21 protein-coding genes are annotated in these 19,451 nt (G+C 73.7%); 10 read left to right on the top strand and 11 right to left on the bottom strand.

What is annotated here, in order from left to right; all coding sequences use genetic code 11:
- Window positions 1-100 precede the first annotated feature (100 nt).
- Genes IE219_RS25130 through IE219_RS25120 form a run of 3 tightly spaced genes read left to right on the top strand, consistent with a single transcriptional unit; the run spans window position 101 to window position 2,098 of the window.
- Entirely contained in the window at window positions 101-961 is an 861-nt protein-coding gene (locus IE219_RS25130) for an AraC family transcriptional regulator (RefSeq protein WP_189981431.1), read from the top strand.
- 10 nt (window positions 962-971) lie between these two features.
- Window positions 972-1,784, top strand: coding sequence for an AzlC family ABC transporter permease (locus IE219_RS25125; protein WP_373298880.1), 813 nt, complete (start codon window positions 972-974; stop codon window positions 1,782-1,784).
- Complete coding sequence (locus IE219_RS25120) at window positions 1,781-2,098, top strand: AzlD domain-containing protein (protein WP_189981429.1); 318 nt, start codon at window positions 1,781-1,783, stop codon at window positions 2,096-2,098. The genes IE219_RS25125 and IE219_RS25120 overlap by 4 nt, the downstream gene beginning before the upstream one ends.
- A gap of 168 nt (window positions 2,099-2,266) precedes the next feature.
- Here the strand turns inward: IE219_RS25120 and IE219_RS25115 are convergent, their stop codons facing one another.
- Window positions 2,267-3,217 carry a hypothetical protein gene (locus IE219_RS25115; protein ID WP_189981427.1) on the bottom strand — a complete coding sequence of 317 codons (951 nt, stop codon included), beginning with the start codon at window positions 3,215-3,217 and terminating at the stop codon, window positions 2,267-2,269.
- An 80-nt stretch (window positions 3,218-3,297) separates the two neighbouring features.
- Here IE219_RS25115 and IE219_RS25110 point away from each other — a divergent pair, with 80 nt between their 5' ends.
- From IE219_RS25110 to IE219_RS25100, 3 genes are all read left to right on the top strand, one after another.
- The gene (locus IE219_RS25110; RefSeq protein WP_189981425.1) at window positions 3,298-3,492 is read left to right on the top strand and encodes a DUF3046 domain-containing protein; all 195 of its coding nucleotides are present in this window, start codon (window positions 3,298-3,300) and stop codon (window positions 3,490-3,492) included.
- A gap of 275 nt (window positions 3,493-3,767) precedes the next feature.
- The gene (locus IE219_RS25105; RefSeq protein ID WP_373298882.1) at window positions 3,768-4,967 is read left to right on the top strand and encodes an AI-2E family transporter; all 1,200 of its coding nucleotides are present in this window, start codon (window positions 3,768-3,770) and stop codon (window positions 4,965-4,967) included.
- 169 nt (window positions 4,968-5,136) lie between these two features.
- The gene (locus IE219_RS25100) at window positions 5,137-5,697 is read left to right on the top strand and encodes a hypothetical protein (protein WP_189981423.1); all 561 of its coding nucleotides are present in this window, start codon (window positions 5,137-5,139) and stop codon (window positions 5,695-5,697) included.
- Window positions 5,698-5,915: 218 nt separating this feature from the next.
- Here IE219_RS25100 and IE219_RS25095 read toward each other — a convergent pair whose 3' ends face one another.
- Window positions 5,916-6,518: an SMI1/KNR4 family protein gene (locus tag IE219_RS25095; protein ID WP_189981421.1), complete on the bottom strand. Its 603-nt coding sequence runs from the start codon at window positions 6,516-6,518 to the stop codon at window positions 5,916-5,918.
- 266 nt (window positions 6,519-6,784) lie between these two features.
- On the opposite strand from IE219_RS25095, the gene recA reads away from it, so the two are divergent.
- Window positions 6,785-7,918 carry a recombinase RecA gene (gene recA / locus IE219_RS25090; RefSeq protein WP_189981419.1) on the top strand — a complete coding sequence of 378 codons (1,134 nt, stop codon included), beginning with the start codon at window positions 6,785-6,787 and terminating at the stop codon, window positions 7,916-7,918.
- Window positions 7,919-7,922: 4 nt separating this feature from the next.
- Window positions 7,923-8,489 carry a recombination regulator RecX gene (gene recX, locus IE219_RS25085; RefSeq protein WP_189981417.1) on the top strand — a complete coding sequence of 189 codons (567 nt, stop codon included), beginning with the start codon at window positions 7,923-7,925 and terminating at the stop codon, window positions 8,487-8,489.
- A gap of 84 nt (window positions 8,490-8,573) precedes the next feature.
- Here recX and IE219_RS25080 read toward each other — a convergent pair whose 3' ends face one another.
- The 8 genes from IE219_RS25080 to IE219_RS25050 all read right to left on the bottom strand — a co-directional run bounded on the left by IE219_RS25080 (window position 8,574) and on the right by IE219_RS25050 (window position 15,426).
- Window positions 8,574-9,017 (bottom strand): rhodanese-like domain-containing protein, encoded by a 444-nt coding sequence (locus tag IE219_RS25080; protein ID WP_189981415.1) that lies wholly within the window; start codon window positions 9,015-9,017, stop codon window positions 8,574-8,576.
- Complete coding sequence (locus IE219_RS25075; RefSeq protein WP_229849993.1) at window positions 9,014-9,541, bottom strand: cupin domain-containing protein; 528 nt, start codon at window positions 9,539-9,541, stop codon at window positions 9,014-9,016. Before IE219_RS25075 ends, IE219_RS25080 begins: the two co-directional genes overlap by 4 nt.
- A gap of 237 nt (window positions 9,542-9,778) precedes the next feature.
- Entirely contained in the window at window positions 9,779-9,850 is a 72-nt protein-coding gene (locus IE219_RS32590; protein WP_356730189.1) for a putative leader peptide, read from the bottom strand.
- Window positions 9,851-9,897: 47 nt separating this feature from the next.
- On the bottom strand, window positions 9,898-11,784 hold the full coding sequence (locus IE219_RS25070; protein ID WP_229849992.1) for an FAD-dependent monooxygenase: 1,887 nt from the start codon (window positions 11,782-11,784) through the stop codon (window positions 9,898-9,900).
- Window positions 11,785-12,051: 267 nt separating this feature from the next.
- Window positions 12,052-12,924 carry an amino acid ABC transporter permease gene (locus IE219_RS25065; RefSeq protein ID WP_189981412.1) on the bottom strand — a complete coding sequence of 291 codons (873 nt, stop codon included), beginning with the start codon at window positions 12,922-12,924 and terminating at the stop codon, window positions 12,052-12,054.
- Window positions 12,921-13,595 (bottom strand): amino acid ABC transporter permease, encoded by a 675-nt coding sequence (locus tag IE219_RS25060; protein WP_189981410.1) that lies wholly within the window; start codon window positions 13,593-13,595, stop codon window positions 12,921-12,923. Before IE219_RS25060 ends, IE219_RS25065 begins: the two co-directional genes overlap by 4 nt.
- Window positions 13,596-13,765: 170 nt before the next feature.
- Window positions 13,766-14,587 (bottom strand): glutamate ABC transporter substrate-binding protein, encoded by an 822-nt coding sequence (locus IE219_RS25055; RefSeq protein WP_189981408.1) that lies wholly within the window; start codon window positions 14,585-14,587, stop codon window positions 13,766-13,768.
- Between the two features lie 53 nt (window positions 14,588-14,640).
- Window positions 14,641-15,426 carry an amino acid ABC transporter ATP-binding protein gene (locus IE219_RS25050; protein WP_189981406.1) on the bottom strand — a complete coding sequence of 262 codons (786 nt, stop codon included), beginning with the start codon at window positions 15,424-15,426 and terminating at the stop codon, window positions 14,641-14,643.
- A 261-nt stretch (window positions 15,427-15,687) separates the two neighbouring features.
- Here IE219_RS25050 and IE219_RS25045 point away from each other — a divergent pair, with 261 nt between their 5' ends.
- Together IE219_RS25045 and IE219_RS25040 are read left to right on the top strand one after the other, a co-directional pair.
- Complete coding sequence (locus IE219_RS25045; protein WP_189981405.1) at window positions 15,688-16,404, top strand: response regulator transcription factor; 717 nt, start codon at window positions 15,688-15,690, stop codon at window positions 16,402-16,404.
- An 18-nt stretch (window positions 16,405-16,422) separates the two neighbouring features.
- Window positions 16,423-17,847, top strand: coding sequence for a HAMP domain-containing sensor histidine kinase (locus tag IE219_RS25040; protein ID WP_189981403.1), 1,425 nt, complete (start codon window positions 16,423-16,425; stop codon window positions 17,845-17,847).
- Here the strand turns inward: IE219_RS25040 and IE219_RS25035 are convergent.
- A complete protein-coding gene (locus tag IE219_RS25035) occupies window positions 17,837-18,835 on the bottom strand; it encodes a TAXI family TRAP transporter solute-binding subunit (protein WP_189981401.1) in 999 nt (332 codons plus the stop codon). The two genes, IE219_RS25040 and IE219_RS25035, sit on opposite strands and share 11 nt — an antisense overlap.
- Window positions 18,836-19,451: the final 616 nt, after the last annotated feature.

The raw sequence follows: 19,451 nt of genomic DNA, 5'->3' as shown, positions 1-19,451 counted from the left end.
ACCGACAACCGCCCGGACCTGCGGAGATCCGGCCCCACCCGATTTCCGGAGCGGTGCGGTCCGGTTCGTCGGGGGTGCGGAGGGGGCGCAGAATGGACCCATGGAGAGGGGCGAGCGGGCACGGTACTGGCAGTACGCCGACCTGCCGGGGGTCGACCTCCTGCACGCCCACTACATCCGGAAGTCCTTCTCCCGGCACACCCACGAGAGCTTCGTCTTCGCCGCCGTCACCGACGGCGTCGAGGCCTTCCACCACGGCGACGACCTGGTCCGCGCCGGCCCCGGACAGATCGCCCTGGTGAACCCCGACACCCCGCACACCGGGTACGCGGCCGTCCCCGAGGGCTGGACCTACCGCACGATCTACCCCGACGCGGAACTCGTCCGCTCCATCGCCGCCGACGTGCTCGACCTGCGGGGCCCGGCCGGTTTCGTCCAGCCCGTCGTCGACGACCCGTACGCGGCCCGGCTCGTCGTCGGGATCCACCGGGCGGCCGAGGAGGGCAACGCGCTCGCCGCCGACAGCCTGCTCCGCCTGGTCACCGCCCGCCTGCTGCGCAGCCACGGCGGCCGGGTCCGGCCGCTCGCGCCCCGCGCGGCCGGTGCCCGGGACGCGGCACGCGCGCGTGCGGTCCTGGAGGAGCGGATGGCCGACCCGCCGACCCTGGAGCGGCTCGCCGCCGACCTCGGCACCAGCCCCTTCGCCCTGCTGCGGGCCTTCCGCGCCGCGTACGGCATGCCCCCGCACACCTGGCTCACCGACGCGCGCGTGCGGCGGGCCCGGCGGCTCCTGGACGCGGGGACCCCGCCGGCCGACGCGGCGGTCGCCGTCGGCTTCACCGACCAGCCGCACCTGAACCGCCACTTCACGCGGAGCGTCGGTGTCCCGCCCGGCGCCTACCAGCGGGCCCGGGGCCAGGCCCGCAAGAACGTACAAGACCTGGGACCGGGCACCCCGTAACGTCCCTGACGTGGCAGAACAGACAGCACCCCGCGTCACGGGCGGCATACGTGACGACTCCCCGCGCGCGGGAGGCCCCGCAGGCCCCGGCAAGCCCGACTCCGCCGTCGTCCGGGACGCGCTCGGCGTCGGCGTCGCCGTCGGCCTCTCCGGCTTCGCCTTCGGGGTGACCTCGGCGGGCGCCGGGCTCACCCTCCTGCAGACCTGCGCCCTCAGCCTCCTCGTCTTCACCGGCGCCTCGCAGTTCGCCCTCGTCGGCGCGCTCGCGGGCGGCGGGAACCCGTTCACGGCCGCCGCCGGGGCCTTCTTCCTCGGCACCCGCAACGCCTTCTACGGGCTGCGCCTCTCCCAGCTGCTCTCGCTGCCGAAGCCCGTCCGGCCGTTCGCCGCCCAGTGGGTCATCGACGAGACCACCGCCGTGGCCCTCGCCCAGCCCGACCGCAGGTCCGCCCGGCTCGGCTTCACCGTCACCGGGCTCTCGCTCTACGTCCTGTGGAACCTCACCACCCTGCTGGGCGCGCTCGGCGCCGAGGCCATCGGCGACACCGCCGCCTGGGGCCTGGACGCCGCCGGGCCCGCCGTCTTCCTCGCGCTCCTCGCCCCCATGCTGAAGACCGCGACCGAACGGGCCACCGCCGGGATCGCCGTCATCCTCGGCCTGGGCCTGCTGCCGGTGCTCCCGGCCGGGGTGCCCGTCCTGGTCGCGGCGCTCGCCGCGCCCGCCGTCCTCTGGTTCCGGGGCCGGCGCGCCCAGCGGGAGGGCGGCACGGAGAACCGCGCGGGGAACCGTACGAAGAACCGCACCGAGGAGGGGGACCGGTGAACGGCACCCAGGTCTGGATCGCGATCGGCCTCACCGTCGCCGGCTGCTACCTGGTCAAACTGATCGGGCTGCTCGTGCCGGCCGAGGCCCTGGAGCGCCCGCTCGTCCAGCGGCTCGCCGCGCTCCTCCCCGTCGCCCTGCTCGCGGCGCTCACCGCCCAGCAGACCTTCGGCACGGGCTCCGCGCTCGCCTTCGACGCCCGCGCCGCCGGGCTCGCCGCCGCCGCGCTCGCGCTCGTCCTGCGCGCCCCCTTCCTGGTCGTCGTCGGGGCCGCCGTCGCCGTCACGGCCGGCGTACGGGCCCTCGGCGGCTGAAAGCCGCGACCACGCGCGCGTACCCGCCTTCCGTACGTGCTCAAGGCACTGCCGGACCGGATGCCGCGACCACGCGCGCGCGTACCCGTCGGCCGGGGCCCGACGACCCGTACGGCCTGGGACGGCGGCCACGCGCGCCCGCCCGCCTCTCACCGGTCCCCGGTCGGCTCAGCCGTCCAGCGGGCGGCCGTACGCGCGCAGCGTCCGCAGGGCCTCGATCGTGACGACCGGACGCCACTCCAGGGCGGAACCCGGTGCCCAGGCCCGCCACCGGATCGGCCAGCCGCCGTCCTCGGCCTGCTCCGCCGCGAGGAAGTCCAGCGAGCGCCCCAGCTCCTCGTCGGTGAACCAGTCGCGGGCGAGCGAGTCCGGCACGCGCGCGTAGTCGTGCGGAAAGTGGTGCTCGCCGGGCGCGTACCCCTCGGACACCGGGAAGTCCTCCGGCCGGTCCGGGTCCAGCACGGCGAGGCCCTGCGCGCGGACCAGCCGCCCGAGCCGGTCGGCCGCCGCCCGCGCGCGGGACCGGTCCGGGGCCGAGTCGAGGAAGGCGACCGCGGCCAGCACCTCGTACGGATGCGACTTCTCCAGCGACTCCACCGCCGTCCAGCAGAACTCGGTCGCCCGGAACAGCCAGGCGTGCCAGACCTGGTTGCGGTGGAGCGCGCCGACCACCGGCCCGGTCGACAGCAGCTCCCCGGGGGGATCGTCGAGCACCGGCACGAACGGGGCCGCCGGGTAGCCGCGTTGCGACGGATGGACCGCGGGCAGCGCCCCCTCGTGGGTGGAGACCGCCGTCAGATAGCGGCAGATCCGCTCCACCCGCGGCCCGCCGCACCGGCCGATCGAGTCCAGCACGCGCAGCGCGTGCGCGGTGTGCAGCGGCTGGCTGACCGGGCCGCGCAGATCGGGTTCCAGCGCGTGGCCGTAACCGCCGTCCTCGTTGAGGTACGCCGACAGGGCCGCCTCGACCTGGTCCGCGCCGCCGCGCCGGAAGTGGTAGGCGAACCGGCGCTGTTCGAGGACGCGGGCCGTCAGCCAGACGAACCGTTCGGCGCGCGCCAGCGGAGATCCGGGGGCCGGCGGGACGGAGGACGGGGCGGAGAGGGGTTTTTCGGCCATGCATCCGACGGTAGGGCGGAACGGCGCGGTGACAAGCCCCGGCGGACGGGCTGCACTCTTGGGAGCGGGATACTGGTGTCATGCGGTTGACGATTTTCTGGGAACGGATGGCCGACCACTTCGGCGGCTCCTACGCCGACTCCTTCGCGCGCGACCACGTCCTGTCCGACCTCGGCGGCCGGACCGTCCACGAGGCGCTGGACGCAGGCTGGGAGGCGAAGGACGTGTGGCGGGCGGTCTGCTCGGCCATGGACGTCCCGGCCGACAAGCGCTGAACCACGGAGGACCGCCCCGCCCCGGGAAGCCTCCGGACGGGCGGCCCGGGACGATCGGCGACCACCCTGGCGGGAATGTCCGCCGGGTGCGCGAGACTGGCGGGGTGGCCCCGACAGACGACACCGAGATGACCGCCCAGAAGCCGCTGACGACGACCGGCGACGCCCGGAGCGACGGGGACGGCGCGCCCGCGTCGCCCGGCGCGCTCGCCACCGGCCCCGGAGACGGACCTCCCGCCGGAGTCCTCGGCCCCGCCCGCGCCTCCGGGGCGCGCATGCCCCGCTGGCTGCCCCGCGCGATGGTCCTGGCCCTCGCCCTCTACGCCTGCTTCCAACTCGGCGACTGGGCCTTCCACCAGCTCGTCGGCCTGCTCGTCAACATCCTCCTCGCGTTCTTCCTGGCACTCGCCATCGAGCCGGCCGTCGGCCGCATGGCCGCGCGCGGCATGCGGCGGGGACTCGCCACCTTCCTGGTCTTCTTCGGCGTCCTGATCGCCGGCATCGGCTTCGTCGTCCTGCTCGGCTCGATGCTCGCGGGCCAGATCGTCGACATGGTCGGCAACTTCCCCCAGTACCTCGACTCGCTCATCAACTGGAGCAACCAGACCTTTCACACCGACCTCTCCCGGGTCGAGGTGCAGGACAGCCTCCTCAAGTCGGACTGGCTGCAGAAGTACGTCCAGAACAGCGCCAGCGGCGTCCTCGACGTCTCCGCGACCCTCCTCGGCGGCCTCTTCAGACTGCTGACGATCTTCCTCTTCGCCTTCTACTTCGCCGCCGACGGGCCCCGGCTGCGCCGCTCGCTCTGCTCCGTCCTGCCGCCCGCCCGGCAGGCCGAGGTGCTGCGCGCCTGGGAGATCGCGGTGGACAAGACCGGCGGCTACCTCTACTCGCGCGGCCTGATGGCGCTGATCTCCGGCATCGCCCACTTCGTGCTCCTCGAGATCCTCGGCGTGCCCTACGCGCCCGCGCTCGGTGTCTGGGTCGGCCTGGTCTCGCAGTTCATCCCCACCATCGGCACCTACCTGGCCGGCGCCCTGCCGATGCTGATCGCCTTCACGGTGAACCCCTGGTACGCGCTGTGGGTGCTCGGCTTCGTCGTGGTCTACCAGCAGTTCGAGAACTACGTCCTCCAGCCCAAGCTGACCTCCAAGACGGTGGACATCCACCCGGCGGTGGCCTTCGGCTCGGTCATCGCGGGCACCGCCCTTCTCGGCGCCGTCGGCGCGCTGATCGCCATTCCGGCCGTCGCCACCCTCCAGGCGTTCCTCGGGGCGTACGTGAAGAGGTACGACGTCACTGACGACCCCCGGGTGCACGGCCACCGCCGCTACGGCGAAGCGGTCCTGGCCCGGCTCCAGAAGGCCCTCCAGCACAAGAAGGACGGCCCGGGGGAACCGGAGGAGAAGGCGGTCGAGGCGGCGGGGACGGCCGAGGGACCGGGCGAGGAGCGGCCCGTTCCGGAGGAGCGCTGACCGGCGGGGCCCGGCCGGCGGAAGCGCTGCTCGGGAGGGGGCCGGGGTCAACGAGCCGTGTCCCGGTTCAGCCGTCAGAAGGGTGTTTCCGCGATCGGCGGGAACCCGTCCGATGAGCCTCCTAGCGTACGGACTGCCCGCGCCGACGCGGGCGACACGAGGAGGAACAGTGCCATCGTCCTGCGACCCCCGCCACGCCCCCGTCGGTGACGTGGACGGGGCTCTCATGGTGATCGATTCCCGTCTCAAGGCCGTCCACGACGGCAAGGCAGGGACCGACCCGGAGGAGCAGAGACTGATCGACCAGCTCGCCGCGTCCCTCGACCTCCAAGGGGTCCACGACCTGCTGGACGGCACCTGCACCCTCGTCTACATGTTCATGAACTGGCTGCGCAGGGCCCACGAGGAGCACGACCGGGACGTCATCGAGTACGTCGTCCCCAGCCTGGTCACCACCCTGCGCATGATGCCCAGGACGGTCAGCCCCGAGGCCATCCCGACCATGGCCGGGATGGCGATCGCGGCGGGCACCGGCCTGAGCCCCAGCCTCTGGCGCCGCCAGTACGGGGACTGGACGACGGAGGAGATGACCGCCCTGGAGGCCACGGCCCTGCTGCTCGCCGAGCACATCAACCGCATCGCGGGCGACCGCGACTTCGCCACCCGCCTGATCGGCGACGCCCTGTCCCGCGCCGACGAGGACCACCGGAACGGGACCCTGGAGGACTGAGCGGCCGACCCCGCCGAGCGGCCGAGGCCCTGACACCTGCCCCCTGAACGCGGGTGCCCCTTCCCGGGCGCGGGCGGCCGGACCACGGGTCCCGAGGACCGGTCGCCGGTGCGCGAAGCGGTCGCCGGCCGGGAGAGCGGGGGCGGAGGCCGGGACAGGCAGGAAGGGCGGGGCAGGGGCGGGCAGGAGGGGCAGGAGGGCGGGGGCGGAGGCAGGGCTTACGGGCCCGTCAGCCACGTGGTGTACCAGGCGCGGAAGTCGGTGCCGGTCGGCGTGAAGCCGCCCCAGTCCGGGTCGAGGTCCCAGACCTCACCGGCGTGGGGACCGTTCAGGACCAGCCGGGAGAACACGCCGCAGCCCTGCTCGGCCAGGGCGAGCGTGCCCCGCGTCAGCGCCTCGGTCTCCGCCGTCCCGAGGCGGCCGGGCCGGGGAGCGGCGAGGGGGAACGGCTCCGCGAGGCGGCCGGGCCGCCGGTCCTCCCGCCACTCGTCGTCCACGGCCCACGCGTCGTCCGCCTCCGGGCGGGGGACGGTCAGCGGCAGCAGCCCGTGGGCCGGTCCGGCCGGGCCGTCGCCCACCGCCGCGACGAAGGAGCGGTACTCCCCGGGCAGCGCGACGCCGTGGGCCTCCTCGAAGGCCCGGATCTCGCGCTCCGGCAGCGGGCGGGACAGCGCGTAGCGGTGCGTGCCGGCCCCGAAGCGCCGCAGGTCGGGGTCGTGCGCGGCCAGCTCGCGGAGACGGGCGCGAACGGCCCCCGCGTCCCAGCCGCCCCCCGGGGTCTCCGGCCGGTTCTCCGCCCGGTGCTCTCCCTGGTCTCCCATCCGGCGACCGTACCAACGGGGTTCCGGGCCTGCTCCGGGGCGGTTCCGGACCGGTCGAGGGCGGTGCGCCGGGGTTGTCCACAGGTCCGCGTGGCGCGCTTGACATGAAAATCGAACATCTATTCTCATGAAGGTTCCGGCCCCTGGAATCGCGGGCAGCGAGGCGAGTTGTCCACAGGTCGGAGAGACGCGAGGGCCCGTTGTCAGTGGCAGGGGTTAGCGTCTTTCACATGAAGCGATCGACTCAGACACCCCGGGTGGAACCCATGGCAGGAACCGACCGCGAGAAGGCGCTCGACGCCGCGCTCGCACAGATTGAACGCCAATTCGGCAAGGGCGCCGTGATGCGCATGGGCGACCGTACCCAGGAGCCGATCGAGGTGATCCCCACCGGATCGACCGCCCTCGACGTCGCCCTGGGCGTCGGCGGCCTGCCGCGCGGCCGTGTCGTGGAGATCTACGGCCCGGAGTCCTCCGGCAAGACGACCCTGACCCTGCACGCCGTGGCCAACGCGCAGAAGGCCGGCGGCCAGGTCGCCTTCGTCGACGCCGAGCACGCCCTCGACCCCGAGTACGCCCGCAAGCTGGGCGTCGACATCGACAACCTCATCCTGTCCCAGCCGGACAACGGCGAGCAGGCCCTTGAGATCGTCGACATGCTGGTCCGCTCCGGCGCCCTCGACCTCATCGTCATCGACTCCGTCGCCGCGCTCGTCCCGCGCGCGGAGATCGAGGGCGAGATGGGCGACTCCCACGTGGGTCTCCAGGCCCGTCTGATGAGCCAGGCCCTCCGGAAGATCACCAGCGCCCTCAACCAGTCCAAGACCACCGCGATCTTCATCAACCAGCTCCGCGAGAAGATCGGCGTGATGTTCGGCTCGCCGGAGACCACGACCGGTGGCCGCGCGCTCAAGTTCTACGCCTCGGTGCGCATCGACATCCGCCGCATCGAGACCCTCAAGGACGGCACCGAGGCGGTCGGCAACCGCACCCGCTGCAAGGTCGTGAAGAACAAGGTCGCGCCGCCGTTCAAGCAGGCCGAGTTCGACATCCTCTACGGCCAGGGGATCAGCCGCGAGGGCGGCCTGATCGACATGGGCGTGGAGCACGGCTTCGTTCGCAAGGCCGGTGCCTGGTACACGTACGAGGGCGACCAGCTCGGCCAGGGCAAGGAGAACGCCCGCAACTTCCTCAAGGACAACCCCGACCTCGCCAACGAGATCGAGCGGAAGATCAAGGAGAAGCTGGGCGTCGGCGTCCGCCCCGAGGCCGCGAAGGCCGAGCCGGGCACCGACGCGGAGGCCCCGGCGGACGCGGCCGGCGCGGACGACGCGAAGGCCGCCCCCGCCACGGCGGCCAAGACCGCCAAGGCGACCAGGGCCACCGCGGCCAAGAGCTGACACGGTGACCCGTCGCGCCGCATGGCCGGGTGACGGCTCCGACCCGTCGAGGGCCGGGAAGGAGCCGTCACCCCAGGATCCGGCCGAGCGGGCGCGGGCGATCTGCCTGCGCCTGCTCACCGGAACCCCCCGCACGCGCAAGCAGCTGGCCGACGCCCTGCGCAAGCGGGAGATCCCCGACGACGTCGCCGAGGAGGTCCTCGCCCGCTTCGAGGACGTCGGCCTCATCGACGACGCCGCCTTCGCGGGCGCCTGGGTGGAGTCCCGGCACCACGGGCGGGGCCTCGCCCGCCGGGCCCTCGCCCGCGAGCTGCGCACCAAGGGCGTCGACCCCGGCCTCGTCCAGGAGGCCGTCGGGCAGCTCGACTCCGAGCGGGAGGAGGCCACCGCCCGCGAACTGGTCGAGCGCAAGCTCCGCTCCACCCGCGGCCTCGACCGCAACCGCAGGCTCAGACGCCTCGCCGGCATGCTCGCCCGCAAGGGATACCCGGAGGGCATGGCGCTGAGAGTCGTCCGCCGGGCCCTGGAGGAGGAGGGCGAGTCCACCGACGGCCTGGAGGAGGGCTACTGAGCACCGCCCCGGGCCGTCGGGGAACCGCCGGGCCGGCGACCCCGCCGGTCTGACGCCGCGGGCCGGCCGGACGGCCCGTGCCGGTCAGGCCAGGTGCCGGCGGGAGGGGGCGCGGCGGTGCGGCGCGCTCCTGGTGGGGACCAGGACGGGGAGGCCCGCCGCCTTCCACGCCTGGAACCCGCCGATCAGGTCCGTCGCGCGGTGCAGTCCCAGCCGCCGCAGGGACTCCGCCGCCAGCGAGGAGGCGTACCCCTCGTCGCAGAACACCACCACCCGCAGGTCGTGGCCGGTCGCCTGCGGGGCCCGGTGGCTGCCCAGCGGATCGAGCCGCCACTCCAGCTCGTTCCGCTCCACGACCAGCGCGCCCGGGACCAGCCCGTCCCGCTCGCGCAGGGCCGCGTACCGGGTGTCGACCAGGAGCGTGCCGCCCGCCCGGTACTCCTCGTACGCCGTCCGGGCGTCGACCCGGTCGAGACCGGAGCGGACCCGTTCCAGGAGGTCGTCGATGCCGACGCGCTCGCCGCTCACTGCCAGTCCTCCGGGCGCTCGACCTGCTCCAGGCGGAGCACCGGGCCGGTCCGGCTGAAGCGCCGGATCAGCGGGAGCGGCGGGTAGTAGGCGTGCACCGACACCGCGTGGGTGTCCGGGGAGGGGTTCAGTACCTCGTGGACATGGTCCCGGCCGAAGGCGCGGCCGTCGCCCGCGCCGAGCCGCCGGGAGCGGTCGAGGCCGTCGGCCAGCTCCAGGGTCTTCCAGCCGCCCGCCGGGAGGCGGACGGCGAGCGCGTGCTCGGTCAGGTCGCCGCGCGCGGTGGCGAAGGCGCCGAAGGAGTCGGCGTGGTCGTGCCAGCCGGTGCCCGTGCCGGGCGGCCAGCCGATCAGCCACGCCTCACTGCCGCCGGGACCGTCGAGCCGCACCCAGGTGCGGCCCTCCGGATCCAGCGGCAGGGAGTCGACGAGGGCACGGTCGGCGGCGGTGCGCCGGACGAAGTCGAGCAGCTCGGCCGCCGTCGGCGGCCCGGAGGCCGGCCGGGAGCCGGCGGCGGAGGGCACGGCGGCGGAGGGCACGGGGGCGGGGACGGGGACGGCGGAGGAAGGAACGGGGGAGGGGGAAAGGGATGACGCGGACGAGGGAACGACAGAAGACGCGGGCACGGGGACCGTCCTGGAATCGCCGGGACGCGCGCCCCGGGGAACGAGACCGGCGGAGGGCCCGGAAAGGGGGCACCGCAGGCGTGCCGGACGGACGTCCGGGACCGGGAGGGGCGCGCGGGGGAAAGGGGAGCGAGTTCAGCGGGACGGGCGACACACGCAGCCCGCATAGCGGATCAGGTCCATATGGACCCTCCGCCACAGGCGCACATCGGTGTCGGTCACGCTTCGGAGTACACCACGCGCGCCCGCGCGAATCAATGCACGTCCGCGGTCCGGTCGTGCCCCGCGACCGCCTCGGCCGGGGCCGGGACCTCGGCCGGGACGGGCCGCTCATGTCCCGCCTCGCGGGCCCGGCGGCCCTCCTCGCCCCCGCGCGCGTCCCCCTGCTCCCGCTCCTGCCCCTGCTCCTTCTTCTCCCGCTTCCGTGCCTTCGCCTCGCGCTTGTCCTTGCTCTCGGCCTTGCCCTGGGTCTTGTCCTCGTCCCCGCCGGAGTCCCCGCCGGAGTCCCCGTCGGAATCCTCGGCGCCGTCCTCGGCCGGGGCGCTGCCGCGGGCGGCGTCCGCCGCCGCGTGGAGCTCCTCGGGCCGTACCCCGGCGAAGGCGGCGACCAGGTGGCCGTCCGGCCGTACCAGCAGGACGGCGTGGGCGGGGGCGCCCGGGTAGGCGTCGGTGACCAGCACCTCCGAGGCCACCGGCAGGGCCTCCACGGCCTCCTCCAGGCGGGGCATCAGACCGGCCGTCCGCCAGTGGCGGCGCTCCCAGACCCCGGTGCCGGGGGCGACCAGGAGCACCAGGAACCGGGCCTGCCCGAGCCGGTCCCGGAGCCGTACCGTCGTGTCGTCGGGGGCCGTCACCCGGACGTCCTCGACGGGGGCGCCCAGCGGCGTGCCCACCGGGATCATCCCCTCGGTGAAGGGCGCCGCCAGCGGCGAGTGCGGATGGGCGGGCGAGGCGCCCAGCGGGCCCCGGCCCAGGTGCCCGTCGGCCAGCAGCGCGTCGTGGGCGCGCGTCACGCCCGGCAGGTAGGTGCGCAGCCCCCCGCCGCCCCGCAGCACCGGAAGCGCCTGGTCGGCGGCGCGCAGCCGGGCGGCGACGGCCGTCCGGCGCTCGCTCTGGTAGCTGTCGAGCAGTGTGTCGGGGGCGGCCCGGTGCCAGACCAGGCCGAGCTTCCAGGAGAGGTTGTCGACGTCCCGCAGCCCCTCGTCGAGGCCCTGGGTGCCGACCGCGCCGAGCAGGTGGGCCGCCTCCCCGGCGAGCAGCACCCGCTCCACGCGCCAGCGGCGGGCGAGCCGGTGGTGCAGGGTGTGGACGCCGGTGTCGAGGAGCTCGTACGGGGGAGTGGTGCCCTCGCACCAGCCGGCCAGCGTCTCGCGGATCCGGGTCACCAGCGCGTCCGGGGTGACCAGGTCGCCGCGCGGCGGCAGCAGCCAGTCGATCCGCCACACCCCGTCGGGCAGCGGCCGGGCGGTGACCTCCTCGCCGACCCCGCGCCACGGCGGCTGGCGGTGCAGCAGGGACTCGCCGGGCCAGGGGAGTTCGGTGCGCAGCGCGGCGACCGCGTGCCGCTCGACGGCCGTGCGGCCCGGGAAGCGGACGCCGAGCAGCTTGCGCACGGTCGAGCGGGCGCCGTCGCAGCCGACCAGGTGGCTGCCCCGCCACCAGGTGCCGGCCGGGCCGCGGGTGTGCGCGGTGACGCCGGTGCGATCCTGCTCGACGGTGTCGAGGCGGGCGTCCGTGACCAGCCGGACGAGCGGTTCGCGGGCGATGGCGTCGCGCAGCCCGCGCGCCAGGGCGTGCTGCGGAATGTGCAGCGGAGCGGCCGGGACGGCGGGCTCCGCCGGGTCCTCGGACCACTCCTCGGTGCCGCCGAGCCCCAGGCCGAAGGCGACCTGGCGGGTGGGCCGCCGGCCCCGGGTGCCGCGCCAGCCGACCCAGCGCAGCCCCTCGTCGCGGACGGTGGCACAGCCCAGCCGCTCGACCAGCGCGGCCATGTCGGCGCGCAGCACGACGCTCCGCGCCGGGCGCGGCTCCTCCTTGCCGGAGGTCTCGTCGAGGACGACGCTGGGCACGCCCTGCGCGGCGAGCGCGAGGGAGAGCGCGAGGCCGACAGGCCCCGCGCCCACGATGATCACCGGGTCCACGGCGCGGCTCCAAAAGGCCGGAAAGTCATGGGGGCAGCACAGCAGAGTGTGGCACGAGCCCGGTGCTTGATCACAGACCGTATGCAACCCAGTCAGGGTGTTTTGCGTCAAGTGACCTGGTGGACGTGGGGCGGGCGGTGCCCGCCCGGAGGCGGTCCCGGGCGCCCCGGCGGCCCCTTCGGGCCCCACCGGAACCGCCGGCCCCGCCGCGGGCTCCCGGAGCCGGGGGCTCCGGTGCCGGCGACGGGGCCGGAACTCGTCGGGGCGTCAGGCGCTGCCGACGTCGACCACGGGGACGACGACGGTCTTCGTCGCGGCGGACTTGCGGCCCTGCCGCAGCCGCTTCTCCAGGAGGGCGGCGAGACGGGTGAGGAGCGCGTTGATCACGATGTAGATCAGGGCGATGACCGTGAAGGTGGCGATCGTGTTGGCGCCGTAGTTGGCGGTGATCTGCCGGTTCTGGCTGAGCAGTTCGCCGAAGCCGAGCATGGCGCCGCCGAGCGCGGTGTCCTTCACGATGACGACGAGCTGGCTGACCAGGGCGGGCAGCATGACCGTGACGGCCTGCGGCAGCAGCACGTACAGCATGGTCTGGCCCTTGCGCATGCCGAGCGCCACGGCCGCGTCGCCCTGGCCCCGGGGGAGCGAGAGGACACCGGCGCGGACGACCTCGGCGATGACGGAGGCGTTGTAGAGCACCAGGCCGGTGACGACCGCGTACAGGGGGCGGAAGTCGGAGCTGATGGGCGTGTAGGCCGCGTAGACGGCGCTGGAGAACATCATCAGCAGCAGCACGGGGATGGCGCGGAAGAACTCGACGACCGCGCCGACCGGGACCCGCACCCAGCGGTGGTCGGAGAGCCGGCCGATGCCCAGGGCCGCGCCGAGCGGCAGCGCGATGAGGATGGAGAGGGCGGCGGCCTTCAGGGTCTCGACGAGACCGGGCAGCAGGTAGGTCGTCCACACCCGGGAGTCGGTGGCGAACGGGCTCCACTTGTCGGCCGAGAGCTGGTTCTTGTCGGCCAGGGCGGAGAGCACCCAGAAGGCCACCAGGCCGAGGACGGCGAGGAAGACGATCGTGTAGACGACGTTGCGGAGTCGGGCCTTGGGGCCGGGGACGTCGTAGAGGACGGAGCTCATCGCTTCACCGCCAGTCGCTTGGCCGCCCAGCCCAGGATCAGGCCGGTGGGGAGGGTGAGGACTATGAAGCCGAAGGCGAAGAGGGCGAAGACCGTGAAGAGGGCCTGGGCCTCGTTCTCGATCATCTCCCGCATCAGCAGGGCCGCCTCGGCGGCGCCGATCGCCGCCGCCACCGTGGTGTTCTTGGTGAGGGCGATGATCACGTTGGCGAGCGGGGTGACCGCCGCGCGGAACGCCTGCGGCAGCACGATCGCCGTGAGCACCTGCGTGAAGCTCATGCCGAGCGCGCGGGCCGCCTCGGCCTGGCCGGCCGGGACCGTGTTGATGCCCGAGCGCAGCGCCTCGCAGACGAAGGTGCCGGTGTACGCGGTGAGGCCGAGCACGGCCAGCCGGAACCCGGTCTCCTTGAAGTCCTCACCGCCGAGGGTGATGGCGAGGGTCTGGTCCAGGACGAAGGAGCAGGCCACGATGACGACCGTCAGCGGAGTGTTGCGGACGACGTTGACGTACGCGGTGCCGAAGCCGCGCATCAGAGGGACCGGGCTGACCCGCATGGCGGTCAGGACGGTGCCCCAGACCAGCGAGCCGATCGCCGAGTAGAGGGCGAGCTGTGCCGTCACCCAGAAGGCACCGAGCAGGTCGTACTGCCCGGAATCAAGAAAGTCGAACACGATGCCCCGCGCTCTCCCCTGGTGGTCGGTCGGTCGGACGTCCGGCCGGTGCGTGCGCGGCGGCCGGAGGGCGGGCGGACGGCCGCCACCGTACGGAGGCGGCGGCCGTCACGGCCCGGTCGCGGGCGGGGGTGGGTTGGGGCTCCACCGAGGCCCGCGCGGGAGGTTGGTCAGTTCGCGATCTTCGGCGCGGGCTCGTTCTTGTAGCCGGACGGGCCGAAGTTCTGCTGGACGAGCTTGTCCCAGGTGCCGTCGGACACCATCTTCTCCAGGGCCTTGTTGATCTTGCCCTTGAGCTCGGAGTCGCCCTTCTTGATGCCGATGCCGTAGTTCTCGTCGCTCATGGAGAGGCCCGCGAGCTTGAACTTGCCCTGGTGCTCCTTCTGCGAGGCGTAGCCCGCGAGGATGGAGGCGTCGGTGGTGAGGGCGTCGACGCGCTTGTTCTCCAGGCCGGTGAGGCACTCGGAGTAGCCGCCGAGCTGCTGGAGGTCGGCCTTCGGGGCCAGCTTGTCCTTGACGTTCTGCGCGGACGTCGAGCCGGTCACCGAACAGAGCTTCTTGGAGTTGAGGTCCTCGACCTTGGTGATCGTGGCGTCGTCGGCGCGGACCAGCAGGTCCTGGTGGGTCAGGAAGTACGGACCGGCGAAGTCGACCTCCTTCAGGCGCTTCTCGTTGATCGAGTAGCTCGCGACGACGAACTTCACGTCGCCGTTCTTGATGAGGTTCTCGCGCTCGGCCGAGGGGGCCTGCTTCCAGTTGATCTTGTCCTCGGAGAAGCCCAGCTCCTTGGCCACGTACTTGGCGACGTCGACGTCGAAGCCCGTGTAGGCGCCGTCCGGGGTCTTCAGGCCGAGACCCGGCTGGTCGAACTTGATGCCGATGGTGATCTTGTCGCCGTTGCTGCCGGAGTCCGTGCCGGTGCCGCAGGCGGTGGCGGTCAGGGCGAGGACGACGGCGGCCGCGGCGGCCGCGGAGGCGTTGCGAAGCTTCATGGTGAACGTCCCTTGGTTAGGCGTGAGTTGCGAAGACTGGGTCGTCGACCCGCTCAGTGGTGAAGGATCTTGGAGAGGAAGTCCTTGGCCCGGTCGCTGCGCGGGTTGCTGAAGAACTCCTCCGGGGTGGCCTGCTCGATGATCCGGCCGTCGGCCATGAAGACGACCCGGTCGGCCGCCGAGCGGGCGAAGCCCATCTCGTGCGTCACCACGACCATCGTCATGCCCTCGCGGGCCAGCTGCTGCATGACCTCCAGGACCTCGTTGATCATCTCGGGGTCCAGCGCGGAGGTGGGCTCGTCGAACAGCATCACCTTCGGGCCCATCGCCAGCGCGCGGGCGATCGCCACGCGCTGCTGCTGGCCGCCGGAGAGCTGCGCCGGGTACTTCTCGGCCTGCGCGGCCACGCCCACCCGCTCCAGCAGGGCGCGGGCCTTGGTCTCCGCGGCCTTCTTCTCCGTCCGCCGGACCTTGATCTGACCCAGCATCACGTTTTCGAGCACCGTCTTGTGCGCGAAAAGGTTGAAGGACTGGAAGACCATGCCGACGTCCGACCGCAGCCGGGCCAGTTCCCTGCCCTCCGCGGGCAGCGGCTTCCCGTCGATCGTGATCGTGCCCTCGTCGATGGTCTCCAGGCGGTTGATCGTGCGGCACAGCGTCGACTTGCCGGACCCGGAGGGCCCGATGACGACGACGACTTCACCACGGCCGATCGTGAGATCGATGTCCTGCAGCACGTGCAGCGCGCCGAAGTGCTTGTTCACTCCGGACAGGACGACCAGGTCCGCCTGGGACCGGGGGGCGTCCTCGTGGTCCTTGGACGCTGACACTTCGCTCATCGGCCTCTTGCTCCGTCCTCCTCGGTTGGGAGGACACTAGAGACACGTTCGGATGATCGTCATCACATCTGAGCGGAAATTGAGGATAACGATAGGGCCACGCACGGCCACCCACCGTGAGGGCGGCCCCCGGAGCCGTACCGGCTCAGTAACGGAAGCCCGCGCTCCGCCCAGGGGCACTTGACTGCGACCTCACCCGTGGGCGTTCATGGGCGTTCATGCCCGAACCGGTGCACGTGCGGCGAACGAGAGGAGAAGACCATGCGACTGCTGCTCGTCGAGGACGACGACCACGTCGCCGCGGCCCTCTCCGCCATCCTCGCCAAGCACGGCTTCGCCGTCACCCACGCCCGCAACGGCGAGGAGGCCCTCCAGGCCGTCCTGCCCACCGCGCAGGGCGACCGGCCCTCGTACGGGGTGATCCTCCTCGACCTCGGCCTGCCCGACCAGGACGGCTACCAGGTCTGCGCCCGCGTCCGGAAGCTCACCACCACGCCGATCATCATGGTGACCGCCCGCAGCGACGTCCGCTCCCGCATCCACGGGCTCAACCTCGGCGCCGACGACTACGTCGTCAAGCCCTACGACCCCGGCGAGCTGCTCGCCCGCATCCACGCCGTCTCCCGGCGCACCACCGGCCCCGCCGACGACGCCCCCGCCGGTACGGGCTCCGCCGACGGCGCCGTCCTCAGCCTCGGCGCCGTCGCCGTCGAACTCCCCACCCGGCGGGTCAGCGTCGGGGGCGAACCCGTCGCCCTCACCCGCAAGGAGTTCGACCTCCTCGCCCTCCTCGCCCAGCGGCCCGGCGTCGTCTTCCGCCGCGAGCAGATCATCAGCGAGGTCTGGCAGACCAGTTGGGAGGGGACCGGGCGCACCCTGGAGGTGCACGTGGCCTCGCTCCGCTCCAAGCTGCGGATGCCCGCCCTGATCGAGACCGTGCGGGGCGTCGGCTACCGCCTGGTCGCACCCGCCGCGTAACCCCCGGCCGTCCCGCCCGTGCGCACCCGTCTCCTCCCCCTCCTCATCGTCCTCATGGCCGGGGTCCTGCTCGCCCTCGGCTTCCCGCTCGCCGCCAGCCTCGCCGCCGCCGAACAGCAGCGGGTCGTCGTCGACCGCCTCGACGACTCCGCCCGCTTCGCCGCCCTCGCCCAGTTCGTCGGCGACCTCACCGCCGCCGGCGACGAGCGCCGCACCGCGCTCCGCGGCGAGATCGACAGCTACCACGACGTCTACGACATCCGGGCCGGCATCTTCTACCGCGACAACCGGGCCATGGCCGCCGCCCCCGAGGACTGGGTCGTCCCCTACGAGGGGGAGGGCCGCCGCGCCTTCAACGAGGCCCTGCTCGGCCGCCGCAGCCACGACCCGCCACAGGTCTGGCCCTGGGACCCGCACGCCCGCCTGGTCGTCGCCTCCCCGGTCGTCCGCGACGGCGACGTCATCGCCGTCGTCGTCACCGACTCGCCCACCGGCGCTCTGCGCTCCCGCATCCTGCACGGCTGGCTGGTCATCTTCGCCGGCGAGGCCGCCGCCATGCTGCTCGCCGTCGCCGCCGCCGTACGCCTCACCGGCTGGGTGCTGCGGCCGGTACGGGTGCTCGACTCCGCCACCCACGACATCGCCACCGGCCGGATGAAGTCCCGCGTCGTCGTCTCCGGCGGGCCGCCCGAACTGCGCCGCCTGGCCCGCTCGTTCAACGAGATGGCCGACCACGTCGAGGAATCCCTCGAACAGCAGCGGGCGTTCGTCGCCGACGCCTCCCACCAGCTCCGCAACCCGCTGGCCGCCCTCCTGCTCCGGATCGAGCTCCTCGCCCTCGAACTCCCCGAGGGGAACGCGGAGATCGCCTCCGTGCGCACCGAGGGCAAGCGGCTCGCCCAGGTCCTCGACGACCTCCTCGACCTGGCCCTCGCCGAGCACGCCGCCGCCGACCTGCGGCTCACCGACGTCGGCGCCCTCGCCGCCGAGCGGATCGCCTCCTGGCGGCCGGTCGCCGACGAGAAGGGCGTCGTCCTGACGGGGGAGTGCGGGGCGGTGACCGGCTGGGCGGACCCGGTGGCCCTCTCCAGCGCCCTCGACGCGGTGATCGACAACGCGCTGAAGTTCACCCCCGAGGGCGAGCGGGTGACCGTCGAGGTCCGCCCGGTGCGGGACGCCGTCGAGGTCCGCGTCGCCGACCTCGGCCCCGGCCTCACCGAGGAGGAGCTCGCCCGCGTCGGCGACCGCTTCTGGCGCTCGGGCCGGCACCAGAACGTCCGGGGCTCCGGACTCGGCCTCTCCATCGCCCGCGTCCTGCTCACCGCGGGCGGCGGCGGCATCGCCTTCGCCCGGAACGAGCCGCACGGACTGCGCGTGACGGTCCGCGTGCCGCGGCACGCCCCGGCCGACGACGGCGCCGGTCCCGCACCGCTCAGGGCTTGACCGAGCGGTAGTAGCGGCGGGCGCCCTCGTGCAGGGCGAGCGGCTCCGTGTACACGGCCGTCCGCAGGTCCACCAGCTGCGCCGGGTGCACCTGGCCGCCGATCCGGTCCCGGCTGCCGATCACCGACCGGGTGAAGCCCTCCACCAGCGCGGGATCGGCCTCGGCCGTCGTCACCAGCAGGTTCGCCACCGCCAGCGTCTCCACCGGCTGCCCGTACTGCGCGGCCGCGTAGGCGTCGGCCGGGATCATCGCCGAGCGGTAGTGGCGGGTCGACTCGCCCACGTCCCGCAGCGCCTGCACCAGCGTCGGATCCATCGGCACCAGCCGGATCGGGGTCCGCTCCGACAGCGTCTGCACGGCCTGGGTCGGCAGCCCGCCGGACCAGAAGAAGGCGTCCAGGGTGCCGTTCTCCAGCATCTCGGGCATCGAGTCGATACCCACCGGCACCGCGGTCACGTCCCGGGACGGGGTGATCCCGGCCGCCGCGAGGACCCGGTCCGCGATCAGCCGCACCCCGGAGCCGTCCTGGCCGACGCCGACCCGCAGCCCGCGCAGGTCCGCCACCGTCCGCACCCGCGCCCCCCTGCGCACGACCAGCTGCACGTAGTCGTCGTAGAGCCGGGCGCAGCCGCGCAGCCGCTCGAAACCGGGGCGGCGGTCCCGGATGTACTGCGCCACGGCGTCGGCGGTCGCGATCGTCAGATCGGCCTCGCCGGAGGCGACCCGGGCCAGGTTCTGCTGGGAGCCCTCGCTGTCCGTGAGGGTGACGGAGACCTTCGGGAGGTCCTTGGCCATGGCCTGGCGCAGCAGCACGCCGTACCGCTGGTAGACGCCGGTGCGGACACCCGTGCTGAACGTGATCGAACCGCTGGGCGTCGCGGGCCCGAACGGCGCGAGCCACCACAGCAGCGTCCCGCAGACCACGGCCAGCACGGTCGCGAGCGTGAGGACGCGACGGCGGGCGGCACGGGCGGGCGGGGCGGACATGCCCGCGATCCTGCCAGGTGGCGTCCGCTCCTGACCAGGGCCGCCGCCCGCGCCCTCCCCGGCCCCCGCCCCCCCACCGGCGGCCCCCGCGCCGGACGTGAGCGACACCACTCCGGCCGGGCGCCCCGAAGGACCGCGCGGGACCCCGGGGAACGGGGACGAGCCGGGGAAACACCACGGCGGTACGGCGCCCGGCACCGGAGGCCGTACCGCCGTGGCGGCGCACGGGGCGGTCAGCGCTCCGCCGAAGCGGTGAGCCGGGGCCGGCGGGCGGCCCGCGCCGTGTGTCCTGCCGGGACGGCGGGGCCCGCCCGGTTAGCGTCGGAAGGCGCCCGGTGATCTTGAGGGCAGTTCCCCCTGCCCGCCCCTGGCCCCCGCCGGGCGCCCGACTCGCCCCCGTCCCGAGGGAGTCACCGCATGTCCACGAGACAGCCCGCGCCCACCCGCGCCCGAGCCCCGACGACCACCGGACCCGGCTCCCGGCCGCCCGGCCGCACCGGGGGGCGGCCCCCTCGGCCCCACCTGGATCTTGGATCCAAAATCCAGATCCCGGATCCAAGATCCAAGATCCAAGATCCAAGATCCAAGATCCAAGATCCCGGATTCCGGATCCTGG

Origin of the sequence: Streptomyces termitum, assembly GCF_014650175.1 — a bacterium.
Lineage (GTDB): Bacteria > Actinomycetota > Actinomycetes > Streptomycetales > Streptomycetaceae > Streptomyces > Streptomyces termitum.
Note: the sequence above shows the minus strand (reverse complement) of the source record. Positions and strands in the feature narration are given on the sequence as shown.

Excerpts from the sequence above, each read along its gene's own strand:
- IE219_RS25115 (WP_189981427.1), bottom strand. The coding sequence starts at position 3,217 with ATGGCCGAAAAACCCCTCTCCGCCCCGTCCTCCGTCCCGCCGGCCCCC.
- IE219_RS25095 (WP_189981421.1), bottom strand. The coding sequence starts at position 6,518 with ATGGGAGACCAGGGAGAGCACCGGGCGGAGAACCGGCCGGAGACCCCG.
- IE219_RS25130 (WP_189981431.1), top strand. The coding sequence starts at position 101 with ATGGAGAGGGGCGAGCGGGCACGGTACTGGCAGTACGCCGACCTGCCG.
- IE219_RS25035 (WP_189981401.1), bottom strand. The coding sequence starts at position 18,835 with ATGTCCGCCCCGCCCGCCCGTGCCGCCCGCCGTCGCGTCCTCACGCTC.
- IE219_RS25110 (WP_189981425.1), top strand. The coding sequence starts at position 3,298 with ATGCGGTTGACGATTTTCTGGGAACGGATGGCCGACCACTTCGGCGGC.
- IE219_RS25055 (WP_189981408.1), bottom strand. The coding sequence starts at position 14,587 with ATGAAGCTTCGCAACGCCTCCGCGGCCGCCGCGGCCGCCGTCGTCCTC.
- recA (WP_189981419.1), top strand. The coding sequence starts at position 6,785 with ATGGCAGGAACCGACCGCGAGAAGGCGCTCGACGCCGCGCTCGCACAG.
- IE219_RS25045 (WP_189981405.1), top strand. The coding sequence starts at position 15,688 with ATGCGACTGCTGCTCGTCGAGGACGACGACCACGTCGCCGCGGCCCTC.
- IE219_RS25065 (WP_189981412.1), bottom strand. The coding sequence starts at position 12,924 with ATGAGCTCCGTCCTCTACGACGTCCCCGGCCCCAAGGCCCGACTCCGC.
- IE219_RS25105 (WP_373298882.1), top strand. The coding sequence starts at position 3,768 with ATGCCCCGCTGGCTGCCCCGCGCGATGGTCCTGGCCCTCGCCCTCTAC.
- IE219_RS25050 (WP_189981406.1), bottom strand. The coding sequence starts at position 15,426 with ATGAGCGAAGTGTCAGCGTCCAAGGACCACGAGGACGCCCCCCGGTCC.